Origin of the sequence: Diaphorobacter ruginosibacter (genome assembly GCF_014395975.1) — a bacterium.
Taxonomy (GTDB): Bacteria; Pseudomonadota; Gammaproteobacteria; order Burkholderiales; family Burkholderiaceae_C; genus Diaphorobacter_A; species Diaphorobacter_A ruginosibacter.
The window spans coordinates 4,625,738-4,651,061 of the sequence record NZ_CP060714.1; the positions used below are offsets into that span (position 1 = coordinate 4,625,738).

Sequence of the window (25,324 nt, forward strand, 5' to 3'; positions counted from 1 at the left end):
GAGCGGTGAGGGCTTCCGGACATAAGGTCATGGAAGCAGGGCCAGTGAGAGGCATTGGGGTTAGTCCATGACGTAGGTGTCAGCGTCCTCACTACTCTCGGCTGGAGGTTCGTCCGAAAGAGAAACGGTGTCAGCCGTCGGTGAATATCCGCTGCGACAACGAAACAGGCCGGTGGCCAGGTCGGATTCCGGATGCCACAGCAGTTGGGCCAGATGGTCGAGGCGGTGCGGGCCCACCCATTCCCCCAGTGAATGCACCGATTCCACGAATCGCAGAGGTGTGCCTTGGTTCCGCGCATTGCCTACCGAGCCTTCCGCTTGCCTTTCTGAGAGCGCAACATAGCCCACGGGAATGGGCACCACCCAACCACTGCCTCGCGGGCGCAGTGGATCACTCCAGCGCAGTTTTCCATCGGGCGTGCCCTTGGAGCCCTCAGCAGGTGTCTCTGGTTCGAAGTTGAAGCGAGAAGCATGCAGCCAAGCTTGCAACAATCCTGTGCCTGGCGCCTGCTTGTTCAAGTGCGCAAGGCGTTGAGCGAGCAGGGCATCGCGCCCCACCAGGGCAAAGCCGGGCAACCATTGGCGGCGCCAGCGGCGGAACTGCTGCGCGGCTTCCCCGGCTTCGGGTGCGACGATGTCGATCCAGGGCTTGGTGCGTTTGCCGGGCACCGGATCGGTTGGAATGAGCGTTCCCCCGGCGATGCGCATTTGCGCCGCCAGATCGCCAGCGTGTGCAGCCCAATCTTTCAATTGTGCAGCGTTGTCCTGGACGAGTCTGGCGGGCGCACCAGGCACTCTCTTTTCCGAGATCGAGAACACCAGCGTGATGCGCAGGTGCGTGCGGCCTTCCTCCACGATGGCCGCTGTGCCGCCGTCCTTGTTGACAGGGTTGCGCGTGAGATTAAAGCTGCGCACGAATCCCTGCGTTGCCTGTTCCTGATGGCGGTGGCAGATCACTCCCACTCCCTGTAGATGCAGTGGAACTCCTGCCAGGGAGAGCTTGCGTTCGAGCGCCCACATGAACCCTGTGAAGGCGGTGATGGACGGAAAGCCATGGGTGAGCGGGCTACCGATGGCATTGGCGTTCTGCACTCGTAATTGAGGCATGACCAAGATGGCTTGGGGGCTGTGAGGCGAATGGTTCATGTCGCCCCTCCTTGTTCGCTCAAACTGTCACCGACGCTCGTAGTCTGGGCTACGGCAAGCGATGTAGCTTGGAGTGTTGCGCGCAGCTCGCGCAGTTGCTGCACAAAGCCGTCCTCGTCGGTCAGCAACTCTTTTTTCCATTGAAGTGCCTCGACATCGCCGACCGGCAGTTTGTGGCCCAACTGCGCATTCAGCCAGCGGGCGAAGCGTTTCCCGACGGCTTCGGGCCAATCCATCCACATCCATTGGCGCGCAAAGTCCGATTCTTCGGGAAGTTGGGAGCGCAATGGATCAAGCCAGAGCTTTTCGTCCATCGCCAACGTGGCAAAGCGGTCGTTGTCCCGCGTCCAGCCTGCGGGGCACTCCTGCAATTCGCCCGCCATGGCAACCAGCTCGTCCAGTAGCCCATCCAGAAGCGTGTCACGCCGATCGCGTGTGGCTTGATTGGGTGCAGGGTCGGATTCGAGGAAAGTTCGAAGCTTCCGGACATGGCTCTTGACTTCCGGGCGCGCCGCAAAGAGTTTTTCGAAGACGGATTCGGACCTCACCGGTAGTTGGCCGCCGGGGGCGTCCCACATGGGTGGAAGGCACGACAGCAAGTAGTTGACGCCGCTGCGATCACTGTTGAGTTGCGAGATATTTTGGGGCTTGGTCCCGCCCATCTTCTGCACGGCAAGCCCGGGGTAGTCATGGAATACGCCCTCATGGGCCTTGCCCTCCCTGCGGGCCAGGCGCGCTGCCTTGTTGGTTTCGCCAAAACGATCCTCGTGGATCTCCTTGAAGATCGCGTGGGCGAGCGAGGTTGCGAAGAGAGGGGCGAGCAGCTCATAGCTCGCATCGTCGCAGGGATCCTCCCCGGTCAGCCAGTAGAGCTGCTTGGCAAGCGGATGGCTGCTGGCAGCACCGGATTGGGACTGGGTGAGCGAGACCAGTGCATCTCGCCAGGCAGCAGCCGTTTGGGGGTTGTCATGCAGAGCACTCAACGCCTCGCTATCGTTGGCGAGCAGAGCCGTCAGCAGGCTGCGGCCATCGCTGCGGAGCTTGAGTAGCTTGTACACATCCAGCGCTGCCGCATTTCCGACAACATCGATGTCGAAAACCTCGCCCAATGCGTGGCTGCCCAACTCTTCGAGTGCGGGCAATTTCGATGGCTCTACATACAGGTTGGTTCCCCGTGCGTCGGGGTGAATGGGTTTCAGGGAGTGGGTGACGGCCTGGATCTGTTCGACACGCTTGGCTGCGCTCGCAAGCCAGATGTCTCTGGCAAAACTGGCACGCACCTCGTCGTATTCGGGATCGTCGGGCTTGAGCTTGTCGAGCTTGGCTTGCATCCGGTCTTGGATAAAACAGTCGATCACAGCCCTGAATCTTGCCGATCCTCCTAACGGAGGTTGTATGGACATGAAATGATTCCCTTTCCTGAGTTTGACAGGTTGATGAACGATTCAATGTTTTCTTGTGAAGCCCAATACCTCATGCCAATGCCACCCATGCGTGGAGTCCGCCAAGCTGGCCGTAGCAAAACGCTCAGCGCAACGCTGGACTGAAATGCCCAGGTGGTCGGCTAGGAGGGCCAGCTCCTGAAGCAGGTCCAGCTGCATCCAGGCGCTCACGCTGCCCGTCGCCGCCTGTTGTATCGGCAGGGGGCTCAGATACATCTCGTGGATGCATACATACAGCTGATGGCCCTTGCGATCACCATCCGTGACACGGTGCAGCAGTAACCGCGCTTCGTCATCATCGGGCAGCATGGCTACGTCGACGCGTGGCTTGGGGTCGTGGCGAAAGCGTTGCAGTTGCGGCAGTACGCCGGTCAGCCAAAGAGGCTCGGGATGAGTCCAGTGCAGGCTTGCCGCGCGCGACACCGGCGTTAGCTGCCTTTTCTCTGGAGCGCGGGGCAGCATGGTGTCATGCAAGCGCGCATGTTCCAGATCCGCGAGATGCAGGCGCGGGTTAAAGGCTTTCGTGGCGGAAGCGATGCGTGGGCGGGAGTCCATGGGCCATGGCGTGCCGCCTGGCAGTTCGCGTGATAACAGCGCCGCCATTTGGTGCGAGTCCAGATGAAAGTGACGCGCGGCATCCTGACTGTTCCCGGCAAGAGGGTCGGCCTCGAAGCCGGGCCTGCAATACGCAGCTTTGTCGTTGTGCTCGAAGGTCCGCAGATTGCTGTCGAGTATGCGAATGTTCGGTTGCTCCACCGCCCCCGGCCGATGCCTGCGCACGCGGCCTGCGAGCTGGATGAGCGACCGCATGGAGGACGGCTCGACCACGGCCCAGTCATAGTCATGATCACGGCCGACTTCGGTCACTGGTGAGCCCAGCACGATGAACATCTGATCCTGCTGCGTATGGCTATCGATCAGCGCACGCACCGCTGGTCGGCAAAAAACAGGGTCGCTTCCGTCTTCTAAGGGCCGCCGATTGAGCAGCTCATCCAGTTGGTGCTCAATGACGGAGCGAGATAGCAGCGGAAACTGCGAGTGATAGACGCACAGGTGAATCTGCACATTCGGGCCGGGAGCCCCCAGTGTGAGCATCGCCAACGCCACGTCGAACAACGGCTCGATATTGGCCATGCGGATGAGGCCAAAGCTGATGCGCTTGCCGCTGGTGGGATCACATCCATGATGGATGGGATTGCTGTGCAGCTCCCAGGCAGTTTGCAAGGCGAGACGGGCGAATTCATGCCGACGTTGGAGGGTATTCAGCGCGGACCAGGTTCCGGGAAGCGGCTGAATCTGGGCCAGCCTGCGGATCTCGGCCTTGGCCAGCCGATCCGTGCGCTGGTTTACGAAGTTGCCATGGGCATCGCGAAACTCCAACGCGGTGTAACAGTCGGCGGCTGTCTGATTGAACTCGTCGATCCACAGGCAGCAGATGGCGAGAGGCTCATCAGGGCGTGCGCTGCGATGGCGTTGGAATGTCGCGCGGCCTGCCCGGTAAGCCTGGAACAGGCCCTCCACTAATGAAGGGGGAAGCGTGGCCGAGGAGAGCAGCACACGCGAGCCGAGTAATCCCGCCCAATGCACGAGCCGGGTGAGGGCGGGAAGGTCCGTGAGGTCGAAGTCGTCGGGCTCGTCGAGCACCAGATCACCAGTCATGAGCCGCAGCATGGGGGTAATCTGACGGCCACCGCGCAGGCTTTCCGTTGCCGGAGTGAGGTGGTCCACTGTGCAGACCAACAAAGGAGCGGCCAGCAGGGAGCGCACTTGCGGATCATCGCTCAATCGCTCCAGCAAAGGATGCTGATCATGGCCTTCGAAAAGTACCTGCCCGCCTTCGTCCAGCAGGCTTTGAGTGGAGGCGGAGCCGCTAGACTCCGCGTGTTGCTCCCAGTATTCGAATAGGGCGTGGCTCGCGGCTCCGCCTACTTTGATTGCGAGTTGGTCATCACCAAGCCCCAGATCGTTCTGAAAGCTGCGTCCGGTTTGCAAGGTCAGCGTGCGAAGACCGATGGCAAACGCGCATCGCATACCCAGTGCCGGATCTGCCAGCGCATTCATAATCCGAGCATTGCCCAAGGTCTTGCCGCAGCCTGTGGAGGCCATGTTGATTACGAAGCAACCTTGGCTTGCAGCTCTTTCGCGCACGCTGGTGGCGAGGTCGGTGGCCTTGTCCTGCCATTGGAAGCGTGGATTGCCGGTGCGCTTTCGGAGCCCGCGATGGTGGCGCAGCGCGGGAAGACTCTGCGCCAAGCTGGGAAGCGAATGGGTGATCAGGCTTGCATGGGCCTGAACGCCGAGTAGATGCTCGTCGAGGGACTGGTTCAACACGCGCGTCCCGGAGTCTGAAACCACGGTGTTGGCCGCGAGCCGGGCATCGGTTTGCACGTAAGGCTTGCGTGACACCACCGGTTGTCCGTTTTTTTCGAGTCCTAAACGTGAGTAGTGGTGGTCGGCGAGCATCAGGCACAGTCGCGAGACGTGCATGGTGAAGGGGTCATGCAGAACGCGCTCAGCCTGTACGGAGGTGGGCACCAGTTGCAGCAGTCGATTGGCGTAACGCGCGGCTTGTTTGCGCCAAGCGAGCCGGGCCACTGGCAGTCCGTGAGGAAAAGTCCAGTAAGGCGTGATTTGGGATCGTGGTCGCGTATTGCGTGGCTCGTTCCAGTCGGCATGAATTTGTGCCAGCAGACCCTCCAATTCTTCGTGGCGAATGAAGCCAGGTTGGGCACCGAATCGTCGCCATTTCTGCTTGGTGCCGTCTGCGGTTTCAGCGTGGTCGTGGTTGCCGCGTTCATAGCGTACCGGCTTACAGGGGAGACGATGGTGTGTAAGCACAAGCCAGGCGACAGCCTGTGCAAGCGGCGGGAGCCTGCGGAAAGGATTGAGAGGATGAAAGGGGTCGGCGGTTTCCGCCACATCAAGGCCGTCGCAAATCAAGCGACCGCCTCGGCGATCAAGCCAAAACGTTTCAAACGTCTTCGGCTCGACGCCGTCATCGGCGGCATGCGCAAGCCTCCCGAGCCATTCGCTGTCGTCGGCAGAGTCGCCGACGAAGGCTTGGAATAGTCGCACAGAGACCCATTCGTGTCGATAGTGGTTGCGCTCGCGCAGGTTGGGCGTGGAAAGCCTTTCCTGGAAGGATTGGGTGGCCTTTCCCAAGTCATGCAAGAGTGCCGCCAATGCCGACAAGGCCGTGATCGTGGGCAGAGAATGCCATGTGCGCTCGTCCTCTGCTCGGCGAATGTTGCGTGCAGTCGTGTTGGTAGGAACGGCACCCAGGTCATTGAATTGCTTGCCATCTCCCACCACCCACAGCAATTCGCTGTGATCGCGTCCACGTATCCAATGGCATGCCACGGCCGTGTTTTTGCGAGCGGTCTTTCGCAATAGCTTGCGTACGGCGTCCAGGCCTGCCTGCGTGATACTCGTCTGCCAGGTTCGCTCTCCTCGGCGCTCGGCAAATTGGTCGAGGATGCGCCGAGTCTCGGTCAGTGCTCGCTTGGTGCATTGGGAGACGAACAGCACGTTCATGTGTTGGCGTCCGGCGGCTTTGTTGACATTGCCAGTTGTGCGGTGCTGACGGCGATCTGCTTCAGGCTGTCAATGATGAAGTCCAGTGATGTGCTGCGCGTGAGTGTCTCAATGCACTGACGGCGAAACTGTTGTTCGTCATCACCACGCATGGCGCTGATAAAAGCCTGCGGCAGAATCGCTGCATCCTTGACGAGGTCTGCCGCGTCGAACACAAGACCGCCACGCCGGGTTTTCCCATGCAGCACCGCTAGACCATGGGGGAGCCCGAGAACCCACGTAGCGGTGGCTCCGAGCCCGTAGGCCAGATAATTGCCGTGATCGAGAAACCGATTAGCCAAGTCGGTACCTGTGCCGCGCTTGGCACGGGTGAAGTTGCCATAGCCGGTGGCGTCTACGGCCAGCTTGAACAGTGCTTTCGTCAAACGGGCCTCATCCGTCAGCAGCGCTGCCACATCGGCCGCGTTGGCCAACTGCGAGCGGAATTGATCGGCCAGAGCTTTCAGCCTGTTCATATCGACCAAGAAACCAGCGTCTCGCAAGGCACGCGTATTCCATTCGTCGAGCAGTCGATCCAGACGGAGTGCCTGCAAATGCTTGGCGGCCACGAGGCGCAACTCATCGTCGAACCAGAACCGAACCCAGGACTGAAGGTACTCCGTAGGGCGGTACTCGTTCTGTGGTGACAGCCAGGCGACCTCTACGTCTACTTCATTCGCGCTGAAGAGGGGTGTGCCACCACCACCGCAGAAACCAACCAGGACCCCGGCCTTGGCCAATTCGCGCATCGCAGCCTGCGTGATAGACGTTCCCGTGCCCAGCAGGATGCTCGTTGTATTCGCGATAGGTATGTTCCAGTAGAGACTACGTTTGCCAGCGTCAGTGACGTATTCAACGCGGCCACCGTTGACCAGCACGCGACAGTGCTCCAAGTAGTAGATGTTCGCTCGTGCGGAATGCAGGATGGCCTTGAGATCACTGCTGGCAATGTCATCCATGTTGCTAGATGCTGTGAAGTGGTCGCTACATCGATGTTACAAGCTAACACAAACACCGGATTTCGATATCGATTTCAGTGACTAGGCAATTGAAGCCACAAGGAGCCGTCTAACGAGGGCCTGTCCACCTCGCGAGGCGTTCCATATAGCCTGCAATTGCAGGCTTTGTGGTTAGGGATGCTGGTCGAACCTAGTATTTTCCCTGACGGATAAGTATCTTCACAGGATGGAATGATCTGAAAATTTTCAATAAGATAGCCAATTGAGAATTTTTTCTCAGAAAAATGATCATTTTTCGATCATTCATCGCATTTTTCTTCGCATGTCCGCCCACCATCACGTTGATGCTCAAAATCAGTCGCTTGCCATCGACGCGCGCATTGCGCGTGCCCGACCGGGTTTGACGCGTTCGCATCAGCAGATGGCAGACTATGTGCTGGCGCATCCGCTGCAGGCGGCGACCATGCCGATCGATGAGCTGGCGGAGCAGGTGGGAGTGTCGATCGCCACGGCCAACCGCTTTGCGCGGGCGATCGGGCTGGATGGGTATCCGATGCTGCGCGCGGAACTGGTGCGGGGTTTCGAGGCCATGCTGGCGCCCGTCGAGAAGATGCGCGCGCGGCTCGAGAAGCCCGGTTCGATCCATGACGCCTTCGTCGCGGCGATGGAGGAGAGCCAGCGCAACGTGGCGGCCACGCTGGAGATGCTCGAGCCCGCGGCCTGCGAGGCGGCGGTGCATGAGATCCTCGGCGCGCAGCGCATCTACGTGGTGGGCTTCGGGTCGAGCGGCTGGCTCTGCGGGCTGCTGCACCGCTGCCTCGAGGCGCACTGCGACAACGTGCATCTGCTGGCCAGCGTGGCTGGTTCGTCGCACGGCGCGCGCCTGCTGCCGCGCATGAAGCCGACCGACCTGGTCATCGCGGTCTGCTTTCCACGCTACATCACCGACACCATCCTGCTGACGCAGCGGGCCCGCGAACGCGGCGTGCGCGTGCTGGCGCTGACCGACGGGCCGCAGTCGCCTGTCGCGCAGCTTGCGGACTGCTGCCTCTACGCGCAGACAGAGAACTACTATGCGGCGAATTCCGAGGCCGCAATCCTGGCGTTGATCGAGGCGCTGGCCAGCGCCGTGGCGCTGCAGGCCAACGAGTCGGTGCAAGGCGCGGCGCAACTGACGGAGGCCGTGCTGCCATGGCTCCATGGCGCGGACAACTCGCGCCTCAACCTGCGCACGCCGGAGCAGAAGACGCCCCCGAAGTCCGCCCCATCATCCAAAACCGCCCGGGCCGAGGCTGCCCGAGCCAGGTCCAAGACATCCCCCTCCGAGTGACGGTCCATCCATGAGCACATCGAATCAGCGCGCCGCATCGGCGGCGCCCGTGATCGCCATTCACGGCGGCGCGGGCACCTTGAGCCGCGCCAACATCCACGCCGACCAGGAGCGCGCCTATCACGCGGCGCTGCAATCCGTGCTGCGCGCCGGGCAGGCCGTGCTCGAACAGGGCGGCTCGGCCATGGAGGCCGTGACCGTTGCAGTGACCGAGCTGGAAAACTGCCCGCTCTTCAATGCCGGCCACGGCGCGGTGTTCACCGCCGACGGCACCCATGAACTTGACGCCGCCGTGATGGACGGCACAACGCTTGCGGCAGGCGCCGTGGCGGGCGTCTCGCATGTCCGCAATCCCGTGCAGGCCGCACGCGCGGTGATGCAGGACGGCAGGCATGTGCTGATGATCGGCGAAGGCGCCGAGCAGCTCGCGCGCGGCGCGGGGCTGGCGATGGTCGAGCCCGGCTACTTCTTCACCGAGGCGCGCCATGCGCAGTTGCTGGCCGCGCAGGCCAGCAGCGCGGGCGCCGTGCTCGACCATGATGGTGCGGCCGCACTGGCCGCGCTGCAGTCCCGTCCGCTGCATGAAAACCGCAAGATGGGCACGGTGGGCGCCGTCGCGCTGGACGTGCACGGCCACCTGGCCGCTGCGACGTCCACGGGCGGCCTCACCAACAAGCGCCCGGGCCGCGTCGGGGACACCCCGCTGATCGGTGCGGGCACCTATGCCGATGACCGCACGGCCGCCGTGTCCTGCACCGGCCATGGCGAGAGCTTCATCCGCGTGGCGGCGGCTTACGACGTCTGCGCGCGCATGGCCTATGGCGGCCGCTCGCTGGAAGCGGCGGCCAACGCCGTGGTGCACGAGGCGCTGCCGGCCATCGGCGGTACGGGCGGCCTGATCGCGGTGGACCGCTTCGGCAATGTCTGCCTGCCCTTCAACACCGAGGGCATGTACCGCGGTGTTGCGCGCGCGGGCGTCGCGCCCGAGACCTTCATCTACCGCTGAACGCGGCGCCGGGTTTTTCTATTTTGGTATCTCGCATGAACACGACTTCATCCTCCGACACGCCGCAGCTCATCCTGCCCGAGCAACAGGTGCTCGCGGTGAACGACATGACGATCCGCTTCGCCACGTCCGAGCGCACGGTGGAAGCGGTGCGCAACCTCTCCTTCCACGTGGACCGCGGCGAGACGCTGGCCATCGTGGGCGAATCCGGCTCCGGCAAGTCGGTGACGTCGCTCGCGCTGATGCGCCTCGTCGAACATGGCGGCGGCAAGATCACCCACGGCTCGGCGCTGCTGCGCCGTCGCAGCGGCCAGGTGCTCGACGTGGCAAGTGCATCGCAGGCCCAGATGCGCGACGTGCGCGGCGCGGATGTGGCGATGATCTTCCAGGAGCCCATGACCTCGCTGAACCCGGTGTTCACCGCCGGTGACCAGATCGCAGAATCCATCCGCGTGCACCAGGGCAAGGACCGCGCCGCCGCGCGCGCCGAGGCGCTGCGCATGCTGGAACTGGTGCGCATCCCCGAGGCGAAGAACGTGCTGGACCGCTTTCCGCACCAGCTCTCGGGCGGCATGCGCCAGCGCGTGATGATCGCGATGGCGCTCTCGTGCAAGCCGCAGCTGCTGATCGCCGACGAGCCGACCACGGCGCTGGACGTGACGATCCAGGCGCAGATCCTGCAGCTCATCCGCCAGCTGCAGGAAGAGATGCACATGGGCGTCATCTTCATCACGCATGACATGGGCGTGGTGGCCGAAGTGGCCGACCGCGTGCTGGTGATGTACCGCGGCGACAAGGTGGAAGAGGGTGGCTCCGACCAGATCTTCGCGGCACCGCAGCACAGCTACACGCGCGCCCTGCTGTCCGCCGTGCCCAAGTTGGGCGCGATGCAGGGCACGGACCTGCCGCGCCAGTTCGAGCTGCTGCGGGTGGACGGGAGCATGCCCGCCGTCGAGTCCACGCCGCTCGATACGCGTCCCGCGGGCGCGCAGCCCATCCTGCGCGTGAAGGACCTGGTCACGCGCTTCGACCTGCGCTCCGGCCTGTTCAACAAGGTGACCCGCCGCGTGCATGCGGTGGAGCATGTGAGCTTCGACCTCTACCCTGGCGAGACGCTGGCACTGGTGGGCGAGTCGGGTTGCGGCAAGTCGACCACGGGCCGTTCGCTGCTGCGCCTGGTGGAGAGCCAGAGCGGTGCCATCGAGTTCGGCGGGCGCAACATCCTCGACCTGCCGCGCAGCGAGGTGCAGTCGCTGCGCCGCGACATCCAGTTCATCTTCCAGGATCCGTTCGCATCGCTGGATCCGCGCCTCACCGTGGGCTTCTCGATCATGGAGCCGCTGCTCGTGCACAAGGTGGGCACGCGCGAGGAGGCGCAGAAGCGCGTGGACTGGCTGCTCGAGAAGGTGGGCCTGCCGCGCGAGTATGCACAGCGCTACCCGCACGAATTCTCCGGTGGCCAGCGCCAGCGCATCGCGATCGCGCGCGCACTGGCGCTCAATCCCAAGGTCGTGGTGGCGGACGAATCGGTCTCGGCGCTCGACGTGTCCATCCAGGCGCAGATCGTCAACCTCATGCTCGACCTGCAGCGCGAGCTGGGCGTGGCCTTCCTGTTCATCTCGCACGACATGGCCGTCGTGGAGCGCATCAGCCACCGCGTGGCCGTGATGTTCCTCGGCCGCATCGTCGAGATCGGTCCGCGCCGCGCGATCTTCGAGAACCCGCAGCACCCCTACACCAGGAAGCTGATGGCAGCAGTGCCGATCGCCGACCCTTCGCGCCGTTTCCTCAAGCGCGCACTGCAGGAAGGCGAGATCCCCAGCCCGATCCGTGCCGTGGGTGACGAGCCCGTCGTGCCGCCCCTGGTGCAGGTCGGTCCCGATCACTTCGTGGCTCCCGCCACGGCCTGACGCGCAGGCGCCCGCCCATCGACGCCTTCCTGGCGCCATCCGAATCAACCACACCCTTTTTCCCAACCGGAGGTCCTCATGACGAACACCGCTTCCACCCGACGCATCGCGCAGAGCCTGCTGGCCCTCGCCGCATTTGCCGCATCCGGCGCCGCACTGGCCGCCGCAAGCAACCCCGTGCTGGCGATTGCCTATCCGCCCGAAACGCTGGATCCGTACAACACCAACACGACCATGACCACGGCCGTGACCAAGACGTTCTACGAAGGCCTGTTCCAGTTCGACAAGGACCTCAAGGTGAAGAACGTGCTGGCCGAGAGCTATGACGTCTCCAAGGACGGCCTCGTCTACACCTTCAAGCTCAGGAAGGGCGTGAAGTTCCACGACGGCAGCGACTTCAACGCCGAGGCCGTGAAGGTCAATCTCGAGCGCGTGATGGACCCCGCCAACCGCCTGCTGCGCATCACGCAGTTCAACCGCATCTCCAAGGTGGAAGCGGTCGACGCATCGACCGTGCGCATCACGCTCAAGGAACCGTTCGGCCCGTTCATCAACTCGCTCGCGCACGCATCCGCCGCGATGATCTCGCCCGCCGCGCTCAAGAAGTGGGGCAGCAAGGACATCGCGTTCCACCCCGTGGGCACCGGCCCGTTCGAGTTCGTGGAGTGGAAGCCGACCGAGGCCATCATCGGCAAGAAGTTCGGCGGCTACTGGAAGAAGGGCTATCCCAAGGTGGACCAGATCACCTGGAAGCCGGTTCCCGAGAACAACACCCGCTCCGCGATGCTGCAGACGGGCGAGGCCGACTTCGCGTTCCCGCTGCCCTACGAGCAGGCCGCCAACCTGAAGAAGAACGACAAGGTGGAAGTGGTGAACACGCCTTCCATCATCGTGCGCTTCCTGAGCCTGAACATGCTGCAGAAGCCTTATGACAACGCCAAGGTACGCCAGGCGATCGCCTATGCGATCAACAAGGAGGCGCTGGCCAAGGTGGCGTTCGGCGGCTATGCGATCCCCGCGCAGGGCATCGTGCCGCAGGGCATCCAGTACGCGGTGAAGATGGAGCCGATCCCCTACAACGTGAACAAGGCCAAGGAACTGCTGAAGGAAGCCGGCTACCCCAACGGCTTTGAGTCGGTGATCTGGAGCGGCTACAACAACACCACCAGCCAGAAGGTGGCGCAGTTCGTGCAGCAGCAGCTCGCACAGGTCGGCATCAAGCTGAAGGTGCAGATCCTGGAGCCGGGCCAGCGCTCCGAAATGGTGGATGCATGGCCCGATCCGAAGACCGCCGGCGTGCGCATGTACTACATCGGCTGGTCGTCGTCGACGGGTGAAGCCGACTGGGCGCTGCGTCCGCTGTTCGCGACGGAAGCCTGGGCTCCCAAGCTGCAGAACGTGGCGTACTACAGCAACGAAGTGGTGGACAGCGGCATCGCCAAGGCGCTGGTGACCACCGACTCCAACGAGCGCGCGGAACTCTACAAGTCGGTGCAGGAACAGCTCATGAAGGACCTGCCGCGCATTCCGCTGGTCACCGAGGTGAACCTTTCGGGCCACGCCAAGCGCCTGTCCGGCGTCTATGTGATGCCTGATGCGAACCTCAACGTCGATGAAATTGCGGTGAAGTAAGCCGGCGTGGCCTGCCACGCACCCCTCCCGCGCGCGTCGTCCCTGCCCTGGTGACGACGGCGCGGGACGTTTTCGAGATTGTTCCCACGTTTTCCTGCTGCGCCTGCAGCATTGCCTCCATGCTGAATTACTTCCTCAAACGATTGGTCGGCCTGCTGCCCACGCTGCTGATCGTCGCGATACTGGTGTTCATGTTCGTCCACATGCTGCCCGGCGACCCCGCGCGGCTGGCCGCCGGACCGGACGCCGATGAAGCCACGGTGCAGATGGTGCGCAAGGAACTGGGCCTGGACCAACCGCTGCCCACGCAGTTCGTGCAGTTCTTCGGACGCATGCTGCAGGGCGACTTCGGCACGTCGATGAGCACGCACCGTCCGGTGTCGGCGGAGATCGGCGAGCGCTTCATGCCCACGCTGCTGCTGACCTTCACCAGCATGGTCTGGTCGGTGATCTTCGGCATGGGCATCGGCATCATCTCGGCCGTCTACCGCAACCAATGGCCGGATCGCCTGGGCATGGCGATCGCGGTCTCCGGCATTTCGTTTCCCGCTTTCGCGCTCGGCATGCTGCTGATGCAGATCTTCTCGGTGGACCTGGGCTGGCTGCCCACGGTGGGCGCCGACACGTGGAAGCACTACATCCTGCCCTCCATCACGCTGGGTGCGGCCGTGGCCGCCGTGATGGCGCGCTTCACCCGCGCCTCGTTCGTGGAAGTGGTGAGCGAGGACTTCGTGCGCACCGCGCGCGCCAAGGGCCTGAACGAGCGCGTCGTGATCCTCAAGCACTGCCTGCGCAACGCGATGATTCCCGTGGTCACCATGATGGGCCTGCAGTTCGGCTTCCTGCTGGGCGGCTCGATCGTCGTGGAGGCGGTCTTCAACTGGCCCGGCGTGGGCCGCCTGCTGGTGGACGCGGTGAACACGCGCGACTACCCCCTCATCCAGACGCTGGTGCTGATGTTCTCGCTGGAGTTCATCCTCATCAATCTGGTGGTGGACATGCTCTATGGCTACATCAACCCCACCATCCGCTACAAGTAAGAACGCAGCCAGACCGAACGGGATACCGACAAGCATGACCACCCCCTCCATTTCCCCCACTCCTGCCGCTGCGGCAGCCTCCGCGCAGGATGCGAGCGTGCGCACCCCCTGGCGCGAGTTCTGGCGCAAGTTCAAGAAGCAGCATGTCGCGGTCGCGGCGCTCGTGTTCGTGGTGCTGCTGGTTGCCATTGCGGTGCTCGCACCCTACATCTCGCCCTTCGATGCGGAGAACTTCTTTGACTACGACCGCCTGAACGAGGGCCCGTCGGCCATGCACTGGTTCGGCGTGGATCCGCTGGGCCGCGACATCTTCAGCCGCATCCTCATGGGGGCCCGCATTTCGCTGGCGGCGGGCTTCTTCTCGGTCTTCATCGGCTGCATCATCGGCACGGCGCTCGGCCTGCTCGCGGGCTACTACGAAGGCTGGTGGGACCGCATCGTGATGCGCATCTCCGACGTGCTGTTCGCCTTCCCCGGCATCCTGCTCGCGTTGGGTGTCGTGGCGATCCTCGGCAGCAGCATGATCAACGTGATCGTCGCGGTGGCGGTGTTCAGCGTGCCCGCGTTCGCCCGCCTGGTGCGCGGCAACACGCTCGTGCTCAAGCGAATGACCTACATCGAGTCGGCGCAGAGCATCGGCGCGAACGACTGGACCATCATCATGCGCCACATTCTTCCGGGAACGATCTCGGGCATCGTCGTGTACTTCACGATGCGCGTGGGCACGTCGATCATCACGGCCGCCAGCCTGTCCTTCCTGGGCATGGGCGCGCAACCGCCGACACCCGAATGGGGCGCGATGCTCAACGAGGCACGTGCCGACATGGTGAACGCGCCGCACGTCGCGCTGTTCCCCAGCCTCGCGATCTTCCTGACCGTGCTGGCATTCAACCTGCTGGGCGACGGCCTGCGCGACGCGCTCGACCCCAAGATCGACCGCCAGACATGATCTCGCGCAGCCAGCCTCCCCGCGTCGGCCAGCTGCGCAGCGGCGAGCGTGACGCGATCACCGACGTTGCCGGCGTGACCGTGGGCAGCGTCACCTTGGCCGAAGGCGCGGTGCAGACCGGCGTGACGGTGATCCGTCCGCACGGACGGGACCCGTTCCAGCACAAGGTACCCGCGGCCACGGCCGTGATCAACGGCTTTGGCAAGAGCGTGGGGCTGATGCAGCTCTCCGAGCTGGGCCAGCTGGAGACGCCGATCGCGCTCACGAACACCTTCTCGGTCGGCGCGCTGGCCGAGGCGCAGGTCGCGCACTGCATCCGCGGCAATCCCGAGACGGGCCGCTCGCTGCCCACGGTGAATCCGCTGGTGCTCGAATGCAACGACGGCTATCTCAACGACATCCAGCGCATGGCGATCACCGCGCAGCACTACGAGGCTGCGCTGCAGGCTGCGGGCCTGCAGGTGGAGCAGGGCGCGGTGGGCGCGGGGCGCGGCATGTCGAGCTTCCAGCTCAAGGGGGCATAGGCACCGCGTCGCGCAGGGCGCAGCTTGCCAATGGCGCGGCACATACCGTGGGCGCGCTGGTGCTCTCCAACTTCGGCGTGCAGGCCAATCTTCTGTGGGGCGGCGAGCCGCTCGGGCAGAGGCTCGCCGCGATGGCCGTGGCGGAAGAGCCGCCGCAGCGCGCCGAAAAGGGCTCGATCATCATGGTGATCGCCACCGATGCACCACTCGATGCGCGCCAGCTGCAGCGCCTGGCCTGGCGCGCGGCGGCGGGTCTCGCGCGCACGGGCTCGGTGTATGGTCACGGCAGCGGCGACATTGCGCTCGCGTTCTCCACGGCGTATACCTTGCCGCATCTGCCCGATGCACCGATGCCCGCCGTGGCGATGGTGAACGAGGCGCTGCTGGACGGCCTGTTCCAGGCTGCGGCCGACAGCGTCGAGCAGGCCATCGTGCACGCGTTGTGGCATGCCGGGCCGGTCACCGGCCGCGATGGAAACCATCGCGCATCGCTGCGCGAGATGCTGGACACAATGGGTGCCTGAACCGGCACCCGAACCCGGACCGACATATGAAGATTCTGATTTCCGTTGATATCGAAGGCGTGGCGGGGGTCTACCACCCCGAGCAGGTGCGCGCGGGCAACCCCGAGTACGAGCGCGCGCGCCGTCTGATGGCCGAGGAAGCGAATGCCGCGATTGCCGGGGCATTCGATGCGGGCGCAACCGAGGTCTACGTGAACGACTCGCACGGAGGCTTTCGCAACATGCCGCCCGATCTGCTCGATGCGCGCGCACTGGCCGTGCAGGGCAAGCCGCGGTACCTCAGCATGGTTGCGGGTGTGGAGCTGGGGCTTCACGGCGTGTGCTTCGTCGGCTACCACTCGCGTGCGCAGGGGCGCGGCATCCTGGCGCACACGATCAACAGTTTCGCCTTTGCGCGCATCAGCCTGAACGGCGTGGAGCTCGGCGAGGCCGGCATCTATGGCGCGCTGGCAGGAACCTATGGCGCGCCGGTGATCGCGGCGTCCGGCGATGACGTCTTCATCGAGGAAACCCGTGGCCTGTTTCCCGGAGCCGAGTTCGTGCAGGTCAAGCGTGCAACCGGCCAGACCAGCGGCATCAGCCTCTCGCCCGAGCAGGCGCGCGCAGCCATCCGCAAGGGCGTTGCATCCGCGGTGCAGCGGGCAGGAGGCGTGAAGCCGTTCGTGATCGGCGGACCGGTCACCGTGGACCTGGTCACGCAGTCTCCGGCGCTGGCCGACCTGTTCTGCCAGTGGCCGACGCTCGAGCGTGTGGACGGCTGCGCGGTGCGATTCACCGCACCTGAAATCGAGTCGGCGGTGCGCATGCTCAATTGCTTCTCCGCCATGTCCAGCATGCTGAGGTGAGCACGATGAATCCTTCTCCCCGGACCGTAGGCATCCTCGCCGGCATGGGCCCCGCGGCGGGTGTCGATTTCGTGCGCCTCTTCGTGGGCGCCTGCGAAGCCTGGCTGCGCGAGCACGGTCAGCCCGTGCTGGACCAGGCCTATCCCGAGCACTGGATGGCGCAACTGCCCATCCCGGACCGCACGCGCGCGCTCACCGACCCGGCCGCACCGCAGCCGCTCGAGGCGATGCTCCGCGGCCTGAACCAGCTCACCGCGCTGGGCGCCGTGGCCGTCGCGATTCCCTGCAATACGGCGCACGCCTGGCATGCCGCGCTGCAGGAGCGTGTGCCGCAGGTCGAACTGCTGCACATCGCGAGCGAAACCGCCGCCGAGATCCGGCGCCTGGGCCACCCGCGCGTGGCCCTGCTGGCAACGCAGGGCACCTACGACACCGGCCTGTACGACGAGGCCTTCGCCGCGCAGGGCATCGAATGCGTGCTGCCCGGCGACGAGGCCCGCATCTGGCTCATGCAGGGCATCTACGACGGCGTGAAGGCCGGCGACATGCGGCTCGCCGAGCAGCGCTTCACCCAGGTCGCCCAGCAACTGCGCGCGACGCACGGCGACATTGCGCTGGTGATGGCATGCACCGAGATCCCGTTGGCCCTGCCGCAGGCCCCGGAGGCACGTGACTGGACGCTGGTCGATCCCTCGGCGATCCTCGCCGCAGCACTTGCCGCAAGGGCCTACGGGCAGCCGTAGTCAGGAGAGCGCCTTTACGCGGCGAGAGCACCAAGCGCGGATAATCGACGCCTGTCCGTTGCCTGCCGCCTCTCCCCTTCACCGCGAAAGTCCCCGTCCATGCTCGCCCGTCACCAAGATCCCGTCGTCGCCATCGCCACCGCACCCGGGCGCGGGGCCGTGGGCATCGTCCGGGTGTCGGGCAGGGGGCTGGGCGGTTTCGTCGAGCAGCTCCTCGGGCGCAAGCCGAATCCCCGCGAGGCGCATTACCTGCCTTTCGCGGACAAGGACGGGCAGGCGATCGACCATGGCCTGGCCCTGTTCTTCCCGGGACCGCACAGCTATACCGGCGAGGATGTGCTGGAACTGCAGGCGCATGGCGGGCCGGTGGTGCTGCAGCTGCTGGTGGCGCGCTGCCTGGAGCTCGCGCGCACGGCGCTGCCGCGCCTGCGCCTCGCGGAACCCGGCGAATTCACGGAGCGTGCGTTCCTCAACAACAAGATCGACCTGGCGCAGGCCGAGGCGATTGCCGACCTGATCGACGCCAGCACGGAGGCGGCTGCACGCAGCGCGGGGCGCTCGCTCTCGGGTGCGTTCTCCAAGGAAATCCACACGCTGCGCGATGCGCTGATCCACCTGCGCATGCTCGTGGAAGCGACACTGGACTTCCCCGAAGAGGAAATCGACTTCCTGAAGAAGGCCGATGCCGCCGGGCAGCTGGAGCGGCTGCAGCTGCAACTGGCGCGCGTGATGCAGCGTGCGCAGCAGGGCGCGCTGCTGCGCGAAGGCATCAAGGTGGTGATCGCGGGGCAGCCGAACGCAGGCAAGAGCTCGCTGCTCAACGCGCTGGCCGGTGCCGAGCTGGCCATCGTCACGCCGATTGCAGGCACCACGCGCGACAAGGTGCAGCAGACCATCCAGATCGAGGGCGTGCCGCTGCACGTGATCGACACGGCGGGCCTGCGCGAGAGCGACGACGAGGTCGAGAAGATCGGCATCGCGCGCGCCTGGGAGGAAATCAAGGCCGCCGATGCCGTGCTGTTCCTGCACGACCTCACCCGCTGGCACGAGCCCGACTACGCGGCCGCCGACGCACGGATCGCGAGCGCGCTGGCCGACCAGCTGCACGAGCAGGTGCCCGTGATCGACGTGTGGAACAAGACCGACGCGGCCACCCCGGAAGCGGCCGCAGCGTACGCCACGCTGCAGCCCGGCCGCGTGGCCCAGGTGCAGCTGTCCGCGCGCACCGGCGACGGCCTGGCGGCGCTGCGCCGCCAGCTTCTGGAGATGGCCGGATGGCAGTCGGCGCCCGAAGGCGTCTACATCGCCCGGGCACGCCACGTCGCGGCCCTGTCCGAGGTGGACTCCCACCTCATGGAGTCCGCGGCCCAGATCCATTCGGACAGCCCTGCACTCGACCTGCTGGCGGAAGAGCTGCGGCTGGCACAGAACGCACTCAACTCGATCACGGGCGAATTCACGTCCGATGATTTGCTGGGGGTGATTTTTTCTTCGTTCTGCATCGGGAAGTAGACGCCGCGCGCCGGTGCCTGCTTGGGAGTCGCCTGCACGAAGCCCCTCTCTTGCATGACCCTTCCATGCCTGGATGTGTTTCTGATGTGAGCGCGGGCTTCTTGGGTGGGCATTGACCGGAATGAACATCGTTGGTAGCAGCGGCAGCGCGACGATCTGGCAGCACCATAGCTTGAAGCCGTGCCGGCTCTCACGCTGATTGAATTCTTGTGCAGTTCTGCTTTAATCCCATCAACAGGCCACTCGTGATTCGCTGCAAGCATTCGTGCTGATGAATTGTAATAACACGTATGTGTCCTTGTTCAAACCCTGTAACCGCATTACCTTCCACGCCATGAATACCGTAGTCAATAGAGCGGATGGAAAGGTGGATCTGCATGGATTGGTGCAGGCCATCAGCCATGCCACCGCGGAAGACAGTCTCAACAACCTGCTCACGGCCGAGCAGTGGGATCTGCTGTCGGCCTATCTGCTGCCCGTGTCGTTGCCTGCTGGGCAGGTGCTGTTCGCACAGGGTACGACCGACCGCACGCTGTATCTGCTGGAAAGCGGTACGCTGAGCGTGCACTTCGAGGACGAGAAGCAGCGCCTGCGTCTCGCGATCGTAGGTCCTGGCTCCGTTGTGGGCGAGGGGGCGTTCTTCTCGCATCTTCCACGCTCTGCGACGGTGCAGGCGGGCGCGCCGTGCAAGCTCTGGAGCCTGCCTGCCATGCGGTTCACCGAGCTGTCGAATCGTCAACCGGCAGTCGCACTCCATCTGGTGATGGCTGTGGGCGCCGTCCTCTCGAAGCGGCTCGGAAACCGCAAGCGTCGGGTGGCATCTACCTGAGAAATGTCAACTTTTTGACCCACATCATCAAAAAAAAACACTGGCGCAGTTCTCGTCTGACTATTAGCATCCGCTGATAGGTAGCGCTGTACACTTCTTTGCGTGTGTTTCAGTGCACTTCACTTCAGGTGCGCCATGTCCTTTCTCAGTTGGTTTTCTCGACGTCCCGCCCATGGGACCACGGCGCGCAAGGCGCCGCTCAATGCGACGCAGCAGAGTGCGGGCGCAGCGCACCCGTTGACCCAGCGTTCGCAGGAGGCCGCGGATCAGCTTGGGCGCAAGAATATCCGCACGGAGCGTCGCGAATCGCTCTACATGGTGGTGCGCGATGCGATGGTGCGCGCCGGCGTGTTGTCGGCAGGCTACAAATTCAAGGTGCTTTCGCTCGACCAGCTGGGTCAGCAGTTCGTCGTGATGATCGACCTGGCGCGCGAGTACGGCGCCAGCACGGCGCGGCTCACCGAGATCGAAACCCTCATCACGCAGAGCGCGAAGTCGCGCTTCGACATTCTGGTCACCGCCGTCTACTGGCGGGTGCATGACAACGCCGGAGTCGGCGTGCACATGCGCCGCGCGGCCGACAGGCAGGCCGCTCCCGCCACGCGCTCGGGTGCCCCACAGACGCTGCGCGCCCCGATCATGCCCGTGGGGGCCTATGAAGCACGGGCTTCGGCGCCCGCACCGTTGCGCCATTCCGGCGCCGCGCCGCTGAATTCGGGCGCGGCACCCCTGCACAGCAGCCGTGCGCCCCTCTCGCCGCTCCCGCCCCTCGGTGGCGGCAACAGTGCGCAGGCGCCGTTGATCGGCAATCATCATCCAGTCATCAATGGCGGCAATGGCCATTTCGATCCGATCGAGGACGATGAGGTGGCGGCATTCAAGCGCGCCCTCAGCGGCAGTGGTGCCAGCAGCGGCGCCCGCCCCGTGTCGGCATCGGACCGCCCCGGGACGATGGTGCGCAGCGGCCCGATGTCACGCTCTCCGCTGCTGCAACCCTCGGGGTTTGCGGATACGGAAATGCCGGCGCAGGACTCCGCGAGCTCGGACCTGAGCGCCACGCAGTACGGGGATCTCTGATTCCACCGGCCGTGCCCTGCTGGGCGCGGCACCCGTGCCGCGGTGCCTGTCAGTGGCCGTCGAAATCCACCAGGTTGAAGATCTTCAGGCCCGCGTCGCGCAGGCGCTGTGAGCCGCCGAGCTCGGGCAGGTCGACGATGACGGCGCCTTCGGTGACCGTGGCGCCCAGACGTTCGAGCAGCTTCTTGCCGGCCATCATCGTGCCGCCCGTGGCGATCAGGTCGTCGATCAGCAGGACGCGATCGCCGGGCTTGACGGCGTCGGAGTGCAGCTCGACGGTGGCGCTGCCATATTCGAGCTCGTAAGTCTCCTCGACCGTGGTGAAGGGCAGCTTGCCCTTCTTGCGGATCGGCACGAAGCCGACGTTGAGCTCATAGGCGATCACCGCGCCGATGATGAAGCCGCGCGCATCGAGGCCGGCCACCACGTCGGGGCGCAGGTCCTTGTCCATGTAGCGATGCACGAAGGCATCGACGAGCACGCGGAACACCTTGGGGTCCTGCAGCAGCGGCGTGATGTCGCGGAACTGCACGCCGGGGGCCGGCCAGTCCGCAACCGTGCGGATGTGTTGGCGCAGGTATTCGTTGACGCTCAGTTGCTCGGGCTGCTGCATGGTGGTTCTGGTATCTGGAAAGTCTTGGGGAGGGCCGGCGCGTGCCGGCGGCTCACCTGCCGCGCAGCAGCAGGTCTTCGGTCAGCGCAAGGGCCTTGGGCAGGCCGCGCAGCACCAGTGTATCGCCTTCGGCAAGCAGGGTCGGATCGTCGGCGTCGGCGCTCACCGCGCCGCTGGACCGGCGCACCGCGACGAATTGCACGTCGCGCCCAGCCAGTGCCAACTCGCCCAGCGCGTGGCCGCAGGCCGCGGCGCCGGGCGGCAGGGTGAAGGACTTGAGCCGCTCCTGGTCGAGCTCTGCGGGCGTATCGTCGTCCGCGCCGTGGAAGTAGTCGCGCAGCAATTGGTAGCGGCCTTCGCGCTGCTCGCGCACGAGGCGGATCACGCGGCGCATGGGCACGCCCACCAGCGCCAGGGCATGGCTGGCCAGCATCAGCGAGCCCTCGATGGCCTCGGGCACGACCTCGCTGGCTCCGGCCTGCTGCAGCTTGTCGAGATTGGCGTCGTCCACGGTGCGCACGATCACCGGCACATCGGGGGCATGCTTGCGGGTGTTGGCAAGCGTCTTGAGCGTCGCATGCGTGTCCAGGTGCGTGATGACGACCGCGCTCGCGCGGCCGAGGCCTGCCGCCATCAGCGCCTGCAGGCGCGTGGCGTCGCCATACACCACCGATTCGCCCCCCGCGGCGGCCTGGCGCACGCGGTCGGGGTCGAGGTCGAGCGCCAGGTAGGGAATGTTCTCCAGCGTCAGCAGGCGGGCGAGGTTCTGGCCCGAACGGCCATAGCCGCAGATGAGCACGTGGTGGTCGGTGTTGATGGCCTGCCGGGCGATCTGCGTCATCTGCAGCGACTGGTGCAGCCAGTCGCTCGCGGCCAGCCGCATGACGATGCGGTTGCTGTACTGGATGAGCAGCGGCGTGAGCAGCATGGATACCACCATCGCCGCGAGGATCGGGTTCATCAGCGCAGGCTGAACCAGCCCCTGCGAGGCACTGAGCGACAGCAGCACGAAGCCGAATTCACCCGCCTGCGCGAGGTAGATGCCGGTGCGCAGCGACACGCCCGCGGGCGACTTCATGTAGCGCGCGATCGCGAAGATCACCAGCGCCTTGGCCACCATCGGCGCGATCAGGAGCAGCAGCACCAGGGCCCAGCGCTCGAGCAGGATATGCCAGTCGAGCTGCATGCCGATGGTGATGAAGAACAGGCCCAGCAGCACGTCGTGGAACGGGCGGATGTCGGTCTCCACCTGGTGCTTGTATTCGGTCTCGGAGACCAGCACGCCTGCGATGAAGGCGCCCAGCGCGAGCGACAGGCCTGCCAGTTCGGTGAGCCAGGCGAGGCCCAGCGCGAACAGCAGCAGGTTGAGCATGAACAGCTCCTCGCTGTGCCGGCGCGCGACCAGCGTGAACCACCAGCGCATCACGCGCTGGCCACCGGTCAGCAGGATGGTGATCAGCGCAGCGGCCTTGAGCATCTCGAAAGGCAGCGACCAGACCAGCTTGTCGGGGTCGGAGGCAAGCGCGGGAATCAGGATCAGAAGCGGCACCACGGCCAGATCCTGGAACAGCAGGATGCCGAGCACGCGGCGGCCATGCTCGGATTCCAGTTCGGCGCGCTCGGCCATCATCTTCACGACGATGGCGGTGCTGCTCATCACGAAGGTGCCCGACAGCGCCACGGCCGTCTGCCAGCTCATGTCCCACACGCGGCCGAAGAAGCGCGACAGCAGCATCATGCCGGCGAAGGACAGCAGCATGCACAGCACGACCTGCGCGAACCCCAGCCCGAACACGAACTTGCGCATCGCGCGCAGCTTGGGCAGGCTGAATTCGAGCCCGATGGCGAACATCAGGAACACCACGCCGAACTCTCCCAGGTGCCGCACGCCCTCCGAATTGCTGGCCAGCGCCAGCGCATGCGGCCCGATCAGCACGCCCGCCGCGAGATAGCCCAGCATCGGCGGCTGCTTGAGCGTGCGGCAGACGACGACGGCCAGCACGGCGGCAAGCAGATACAGCAGGGTGAGGGCAAGTGAGGACATGACCGATGCTAAACGAGCCAAGGTCGGGTGCGCCCTATAAAATTCCCGAATGTCTACCTCTTTATCCACGCCCACCCATCCGTTCGATCCGGCGCGCGCACTGACACTCGCGCGGGAAACGCTTCGGGACGAGGCCCAGGCCCTGGTGGCCCTGTCCGATCGTGTGGGAGAACCTTTCGTCAACGCGGTTTCCAAAATCCTTGCCATCCGTGGCCGTGTCGTGGTCATGGGCATGGGCAAGAGCGGGCATGTCGGCCGCAAGATCGCCGCCACGCTGGCCTCCACCGGCACACCGGCCTTCTTCGTGCATCCGGCCGAGGCCAGCCATGGCGACCTGGGCATGGTCACGCCGGTCGACCTGGTGCTGGGCATCTCCAACAGCGGCGAAGCCAACGAGCTCACCGTGCTCCTGCCGGTGCTCAAGCGCCAGGGCGTTCCACTGATCGCGATGACGGGAGGCATGGAATCCACCCTGGCACGTCACGCCGACGTGGTGCTGGACAGCGGCGTCGAGCGCGAGGCCTGTCCGCTCAACCTGGCACCCACCACCAGCACGACCGCGCAGATGGCGCTGGGCGACGCGCTGGCCGTGGCGCTGCTCGATGCGCGCGGCTTCCGTGCCGAGGACTTCGCGCGCTCGCACCCCGGTGGCGCGCTCGGGCGCAAGCTGCTCACGCTGGTGCGCGATGTCATGCGCTCGGGCGACGAGCTGCCGCGCGTGGAGGCAGGTGCCTCGTTCAGCGAGCTGATGCGCGAGATGAGCGCCAAGTCGCTGGGCGCTTCGACGGTGGTGGATGGCGAGGGGCACCTGCTCGGCATCTTTACCGACGGCGACCTGCGCCGCCGCATCGAGTCGGGGGCCGAGCTGCTGGGCGCCAAGGCGGGTGAAGTCATGCACACGCGCCCGCGCACGATCCGCCCGGGTGCGCTTGCGGCCGATGCGGCAGCGCTCATGGAGCAGCACTCCATCACGAGCGTGCTGGTGACGGACGAAGAGAACCAGCTGCTCGGCATGGTGCATATTGGCGATCTGATGCGCGCGAAGGTCATTTGATGAACAACTCCCAAGCCGCAGCCGCACCGCTGCAACCCGCGCTGCGGATCGATCCCGAACTGCTGCTGCGCGCACAGCCGGTGCGCGTCGTCTTCTTCGACGTGGATGGCGTGCTCACCGACGGCGGCCTGTATTTCTCGGAGCAGGGCGAGACGATCAAGCGCTTCAACACGCTCGACGGCCATGGCCTCAAGCTGCTGCAGCGCGCGGGCATCACGCCCGCCGTGGTGACGGGGCGCGACTCGCCCGCATTGCGCCTGCGCCTGAAGGCCCTGGGCGTGGTGCATGCGCGCTTCGGTACGGAAGACAAGCGCCCCGCGGCCGAGGCCATCCTGGCCGAACTGGGACTGGACTGGAGCCAGGCCGCCGCCATGGGCGACGACTGGCCCGACCTGCCGGTGATGCGCCGCGCGGCCTTTGCGTGCGCGCCGCTGAACGCGCAGATCGAAATGAAGGCCCACGCACACTACGTCACGCAGGCGGCGGCGGGCCACGGTGCGGCTCGCGAACTGTGCGACCTGCTGCTGGTCGCAAGCGGTCACTACGCAAAGATTCTGGCTGAATACGCATGA

The 25,324-nt window shown here is 64.9% G+C and carries 19 protein-coding genes and 1 pseudogene; 14 read left to right on the top strand and 6 right to left on the bottom strand.

The window, feature by feature from the left end:
- Nucleotides 1-60 precede the first annotated feature (60 nt).
- The 4 genes from csy2 to cas1f form a co-directional block, all read right to left on the bottom strand.
- Entirely contained in the window at nucleotides 61-1,146 is a 1,086-nt protein-coding gene (gene csy2 / locus H9K76_RS20875) for a type I-F CRISPR-associated protein Csy2 (protein ID WP_187597182.1), read from the bottom strand.
- Nucleotides 1,143-2,477 (bottom strand): type I-F CRISPR-associated protein Csy1, encoded by a 1,335-nt coding sequence (csy1, locus tag H9K76_RS20880; RefSeq protein WP_246475182.1) that lies wholly within the window; start codon nucleotides 2,475-2,477, stop codon nucleotides 1,143-1,145. Before csy1 ends, csy2 begins: the two co-directional genes overlap by 4 nt.
- A 114-nt stretch (nucleotides 2,478-2,591) precedes the next feature.
- Complete coding sequence (gene cas3f, locus H9K76_RS20885; RefSeq protein ID WP_187597184.1) at nucleotides 2,592-6,122, bottom strand: type I-F CRISPR-associated helicase Cas3f; 3,531 nt, start codon at nucleotides 6,120-6,122, stop codon at nucleotides 2,592-2,594.
- Nucleotides 6,119-7,120: a type I-F CRISPR-associated endonuclease Cas1f gene (cas1f, locus tag H9K76_RS20890; protein ID WP_187597185.1), complete on the bottom strand. Its 1,002-nt coding sequence runs from the start codon at nucleotides 7,118-7,120 to the stop codon at nucleotides 6,119-6,121. Before cas1f ends, cas3f begins: the two co-directional genes overlap by 4 nt.
- Nucleotides 7,121-7,442: 322 nt before the next feature.
- Between cas1f and H9K76_RS20895 the strand changes: the two genes are divergently transcribed.
- The 12 genes and pseudogenes from H9K76_RS20895 (at nucleotide 7,443) to H9K76_RS20950 (ending at nucleotide 21,041) form a co-directional block, all read left to right on the top strand.
- Nucleotides 7,443-8,450, top strand: a complete 1,008-nt coding sequence (locus H9K76_RS20895; protein ID WP_187597186.1) for a MurR/RpiR family transcriptional regulator — start codon at nucleotides 7,443-7,445, stop codon at nucleotides 8,448-8,450.
- Between the two features lie 10 nt (nucleotides 8,451-8,460).
- Entirely contained in the window at nucleotides 8,461-9,456 is a 996-nt protein-coding gene (locus H9K76_RS20900; protein WP_187597187.1) for an isoaspartyl peptidase/L-asparaginase family protein, read from the top strand.
- A gap of 35 nt (nucleotides 9,457-9,491) precedes the next feature.
- Nucleotides 9,492-11,366, top strand: coding sequence for a dipeptide ABC transporter ATP-binding protein (locus tag H9K76_RS20905; protein WP_187597188.1), 1,875 nt, complete (start codon nucleotides 9,492-9,494; stop codon nucleotides 11,364-11,366).
- Nucleotides 11,367-11,444: 78 nt separating this feature from the next.
- The gene (gene gsiB, locus H9K76_RS20910) at nucleotides 11,445-12,998 is read left to right on the top strand and encodes a glutathione ABC transporter substrate-binding protein GsiB (protein ID WP_187597189.1); all 1,554 of its coding nucleotides are present in this window, start codon (nucleotides 11,445-11,447) and stop codon (nucleotides 12,996-12,998) included.
- A 119-nt stretch (nucleotides 12,999-13,117) separates the two neighbouring features.
- Nucleotides 13,118-14,038, top strand: a complete 921-nt coding sequence (gene gsiC / locus H9K76_RS20915) for a glutathione ABC transporter permease GsiC (RefSeq protein ID WP_187597190.1) — start codon at nucleotides 13,118-13,120, stop codon at nucleotides 14,036-14,038.
- Nucleotides 14,039-14,072: 34 nt separating this feature from the next.
- Nucleotides 14,073-14,987: a glutathione ABC transporter permease GsiD gene (gene gsiD / locus H9K76_RS20920; RefSeq protein ID WP_187597191.1), complete on the top strand. Its 915-nt coding sequence runs from the start codon at nucleotides 14,073-14,075 to the stop codon at nucleotides 14,985-14,987.
- Nucleotides 14,984-16,035, top strand: a pseudogene (locus H9K76_RS20925) (P1 family peptidase). The gene gsiD and the pseudogene H9K76_RS20925 overlap by 4 nt, the downstream one beginning before the upstream one ends.
- Before the next feature lie 26 nt (nucleotides 16,036-16,061).
- The gene (locus tag H9K76_RS20930; protein WP_187597192.1) at nucleotides 16,062-16,880 is read left to right on the top strand and encodes a M55 family metallopeptidase; all 819 of its coding nucleotides are present in this window, start codon (nucleotides 16,062-16,064) and stop codon (nucleotides 16,878-16,880) included.
- Nucleotides 16,881-16,885: 5 nt separating this feature from the next.
- Entirely contained in the window at nucleotides 16,886-17,623 is a 738-nt protein-coding gene (locus H9K76_RS20935) for an aspartate/glutamate racemase family protein (protein ID WP_187597193.1), read from the top strand.
- Between the two features lie 99 nt (nucleotides 17,624-17,722).
- The gene (gene mnmE, locus H9K76_RS20940) at nucleotides 17,723-19,135 is read left to right on the top strand and encodes a tRNA uridine-5-carboxymethylaminomethyl(34) synthesis GTPase MnmE (protein WP_187597194.1); all 1,413 of its coding nucleotides are present in this window, start codon (nucleotides 17,723-17,725) and stop codon (nucleotides 19,133-19,135) included.
- Nucleotides 19,136-19,469: 334 nt separating this feature from the next.
- On the top strand, nucleotides 19,470-19,964 hold the full coding sequence (locus H9K76_RS20945) for a Crp/Fnr family transcriptional regulator (RefSeq protein WP_187597195.1): 495 nt from the start codon (nucleotides 19,470-19,472) through the stop codon (nucleotides 19,962-19,964).
- 135 nt (nucleotides 19,965-20,099) lie between these two features.
- Nucleotides 20,100-21,041: a hypothetical protein gene (locus H9K76_RS20950; RefSeq protein ID WP_187597196.1), complete on the top strand. Its 942-nt coding sequence runs from the start codon at nucleotides 20,100-20,102 to the stop codon at nucleotides 21,039-21,041.
- A 49-nt stretch (nucleotides 21,042-21,090) separates the two neighbouring features.
- On the opposite strand, the gene H9K76_RS20955 is transcribed toward H9K76_RS20950, so the two are convergent.
- The gene (locus tag H9K76_RS20955; protein ID WP_187597197.1) at nucleotides 21,091-21,654 is read right to left on the bottom strand and encodes an adenine phosphoribosyltransferase; all 564 of its coding nucleotides are present in this window, start codon (nucleotides 21,652-21,654) and stop codon (nucleotides 21,091-21,093) included.
- Nucleotides 21,655-21,706: 52 nt separating this feature from the next.
- Nucleotides 21,707-23,698 carry a monovalent cation:proton antiporter family protein gene (locus tag H9K76_RS20960; RefSeq protein WP_187597198.1) on the bottom strand — a complete coding sequence of 664 codons (1,992 nt, stop codon included), beginning with the start codon at nucleotides 23,696-23,698 and terminating at the stop codon, nucleotides 21,707-21,709.
- Between the two features lie 49 nt (nucleotides 23,699-23,747).
- Here H9K76_RS20960 and H9K76_RS20965 point away from each other — a divergent pair, with 49 nt between their 5' ends.
- Both H9K76_RS20965 and H9K76_RS20970 read left to right on the top strand, forming a co-directional pair.
- Entirely contained in the window at nucleotides 23,748-24,752 is a 1,005-nt protein-coding gene (locus H9K76_RS20965; protein WP_187597199.1) for a KpsF/GutQ family sugar-phosphate isomerase, read from the top strand.
- Complete coding sequence (locus tag H9K76_RS20970) at nucleotides 24,752-25,324, top strand: KdsC family phosphatase (protein ID WP_187597200.1); 573 nt, start codon at nucleotides 24,752-24,754, stop codon at nucleotides 25,322-25,324. The genes H9K76_RS20965 and H9K76_RS20970 overlap by 1 nt, the downstream gene beginning before the upstream one ends.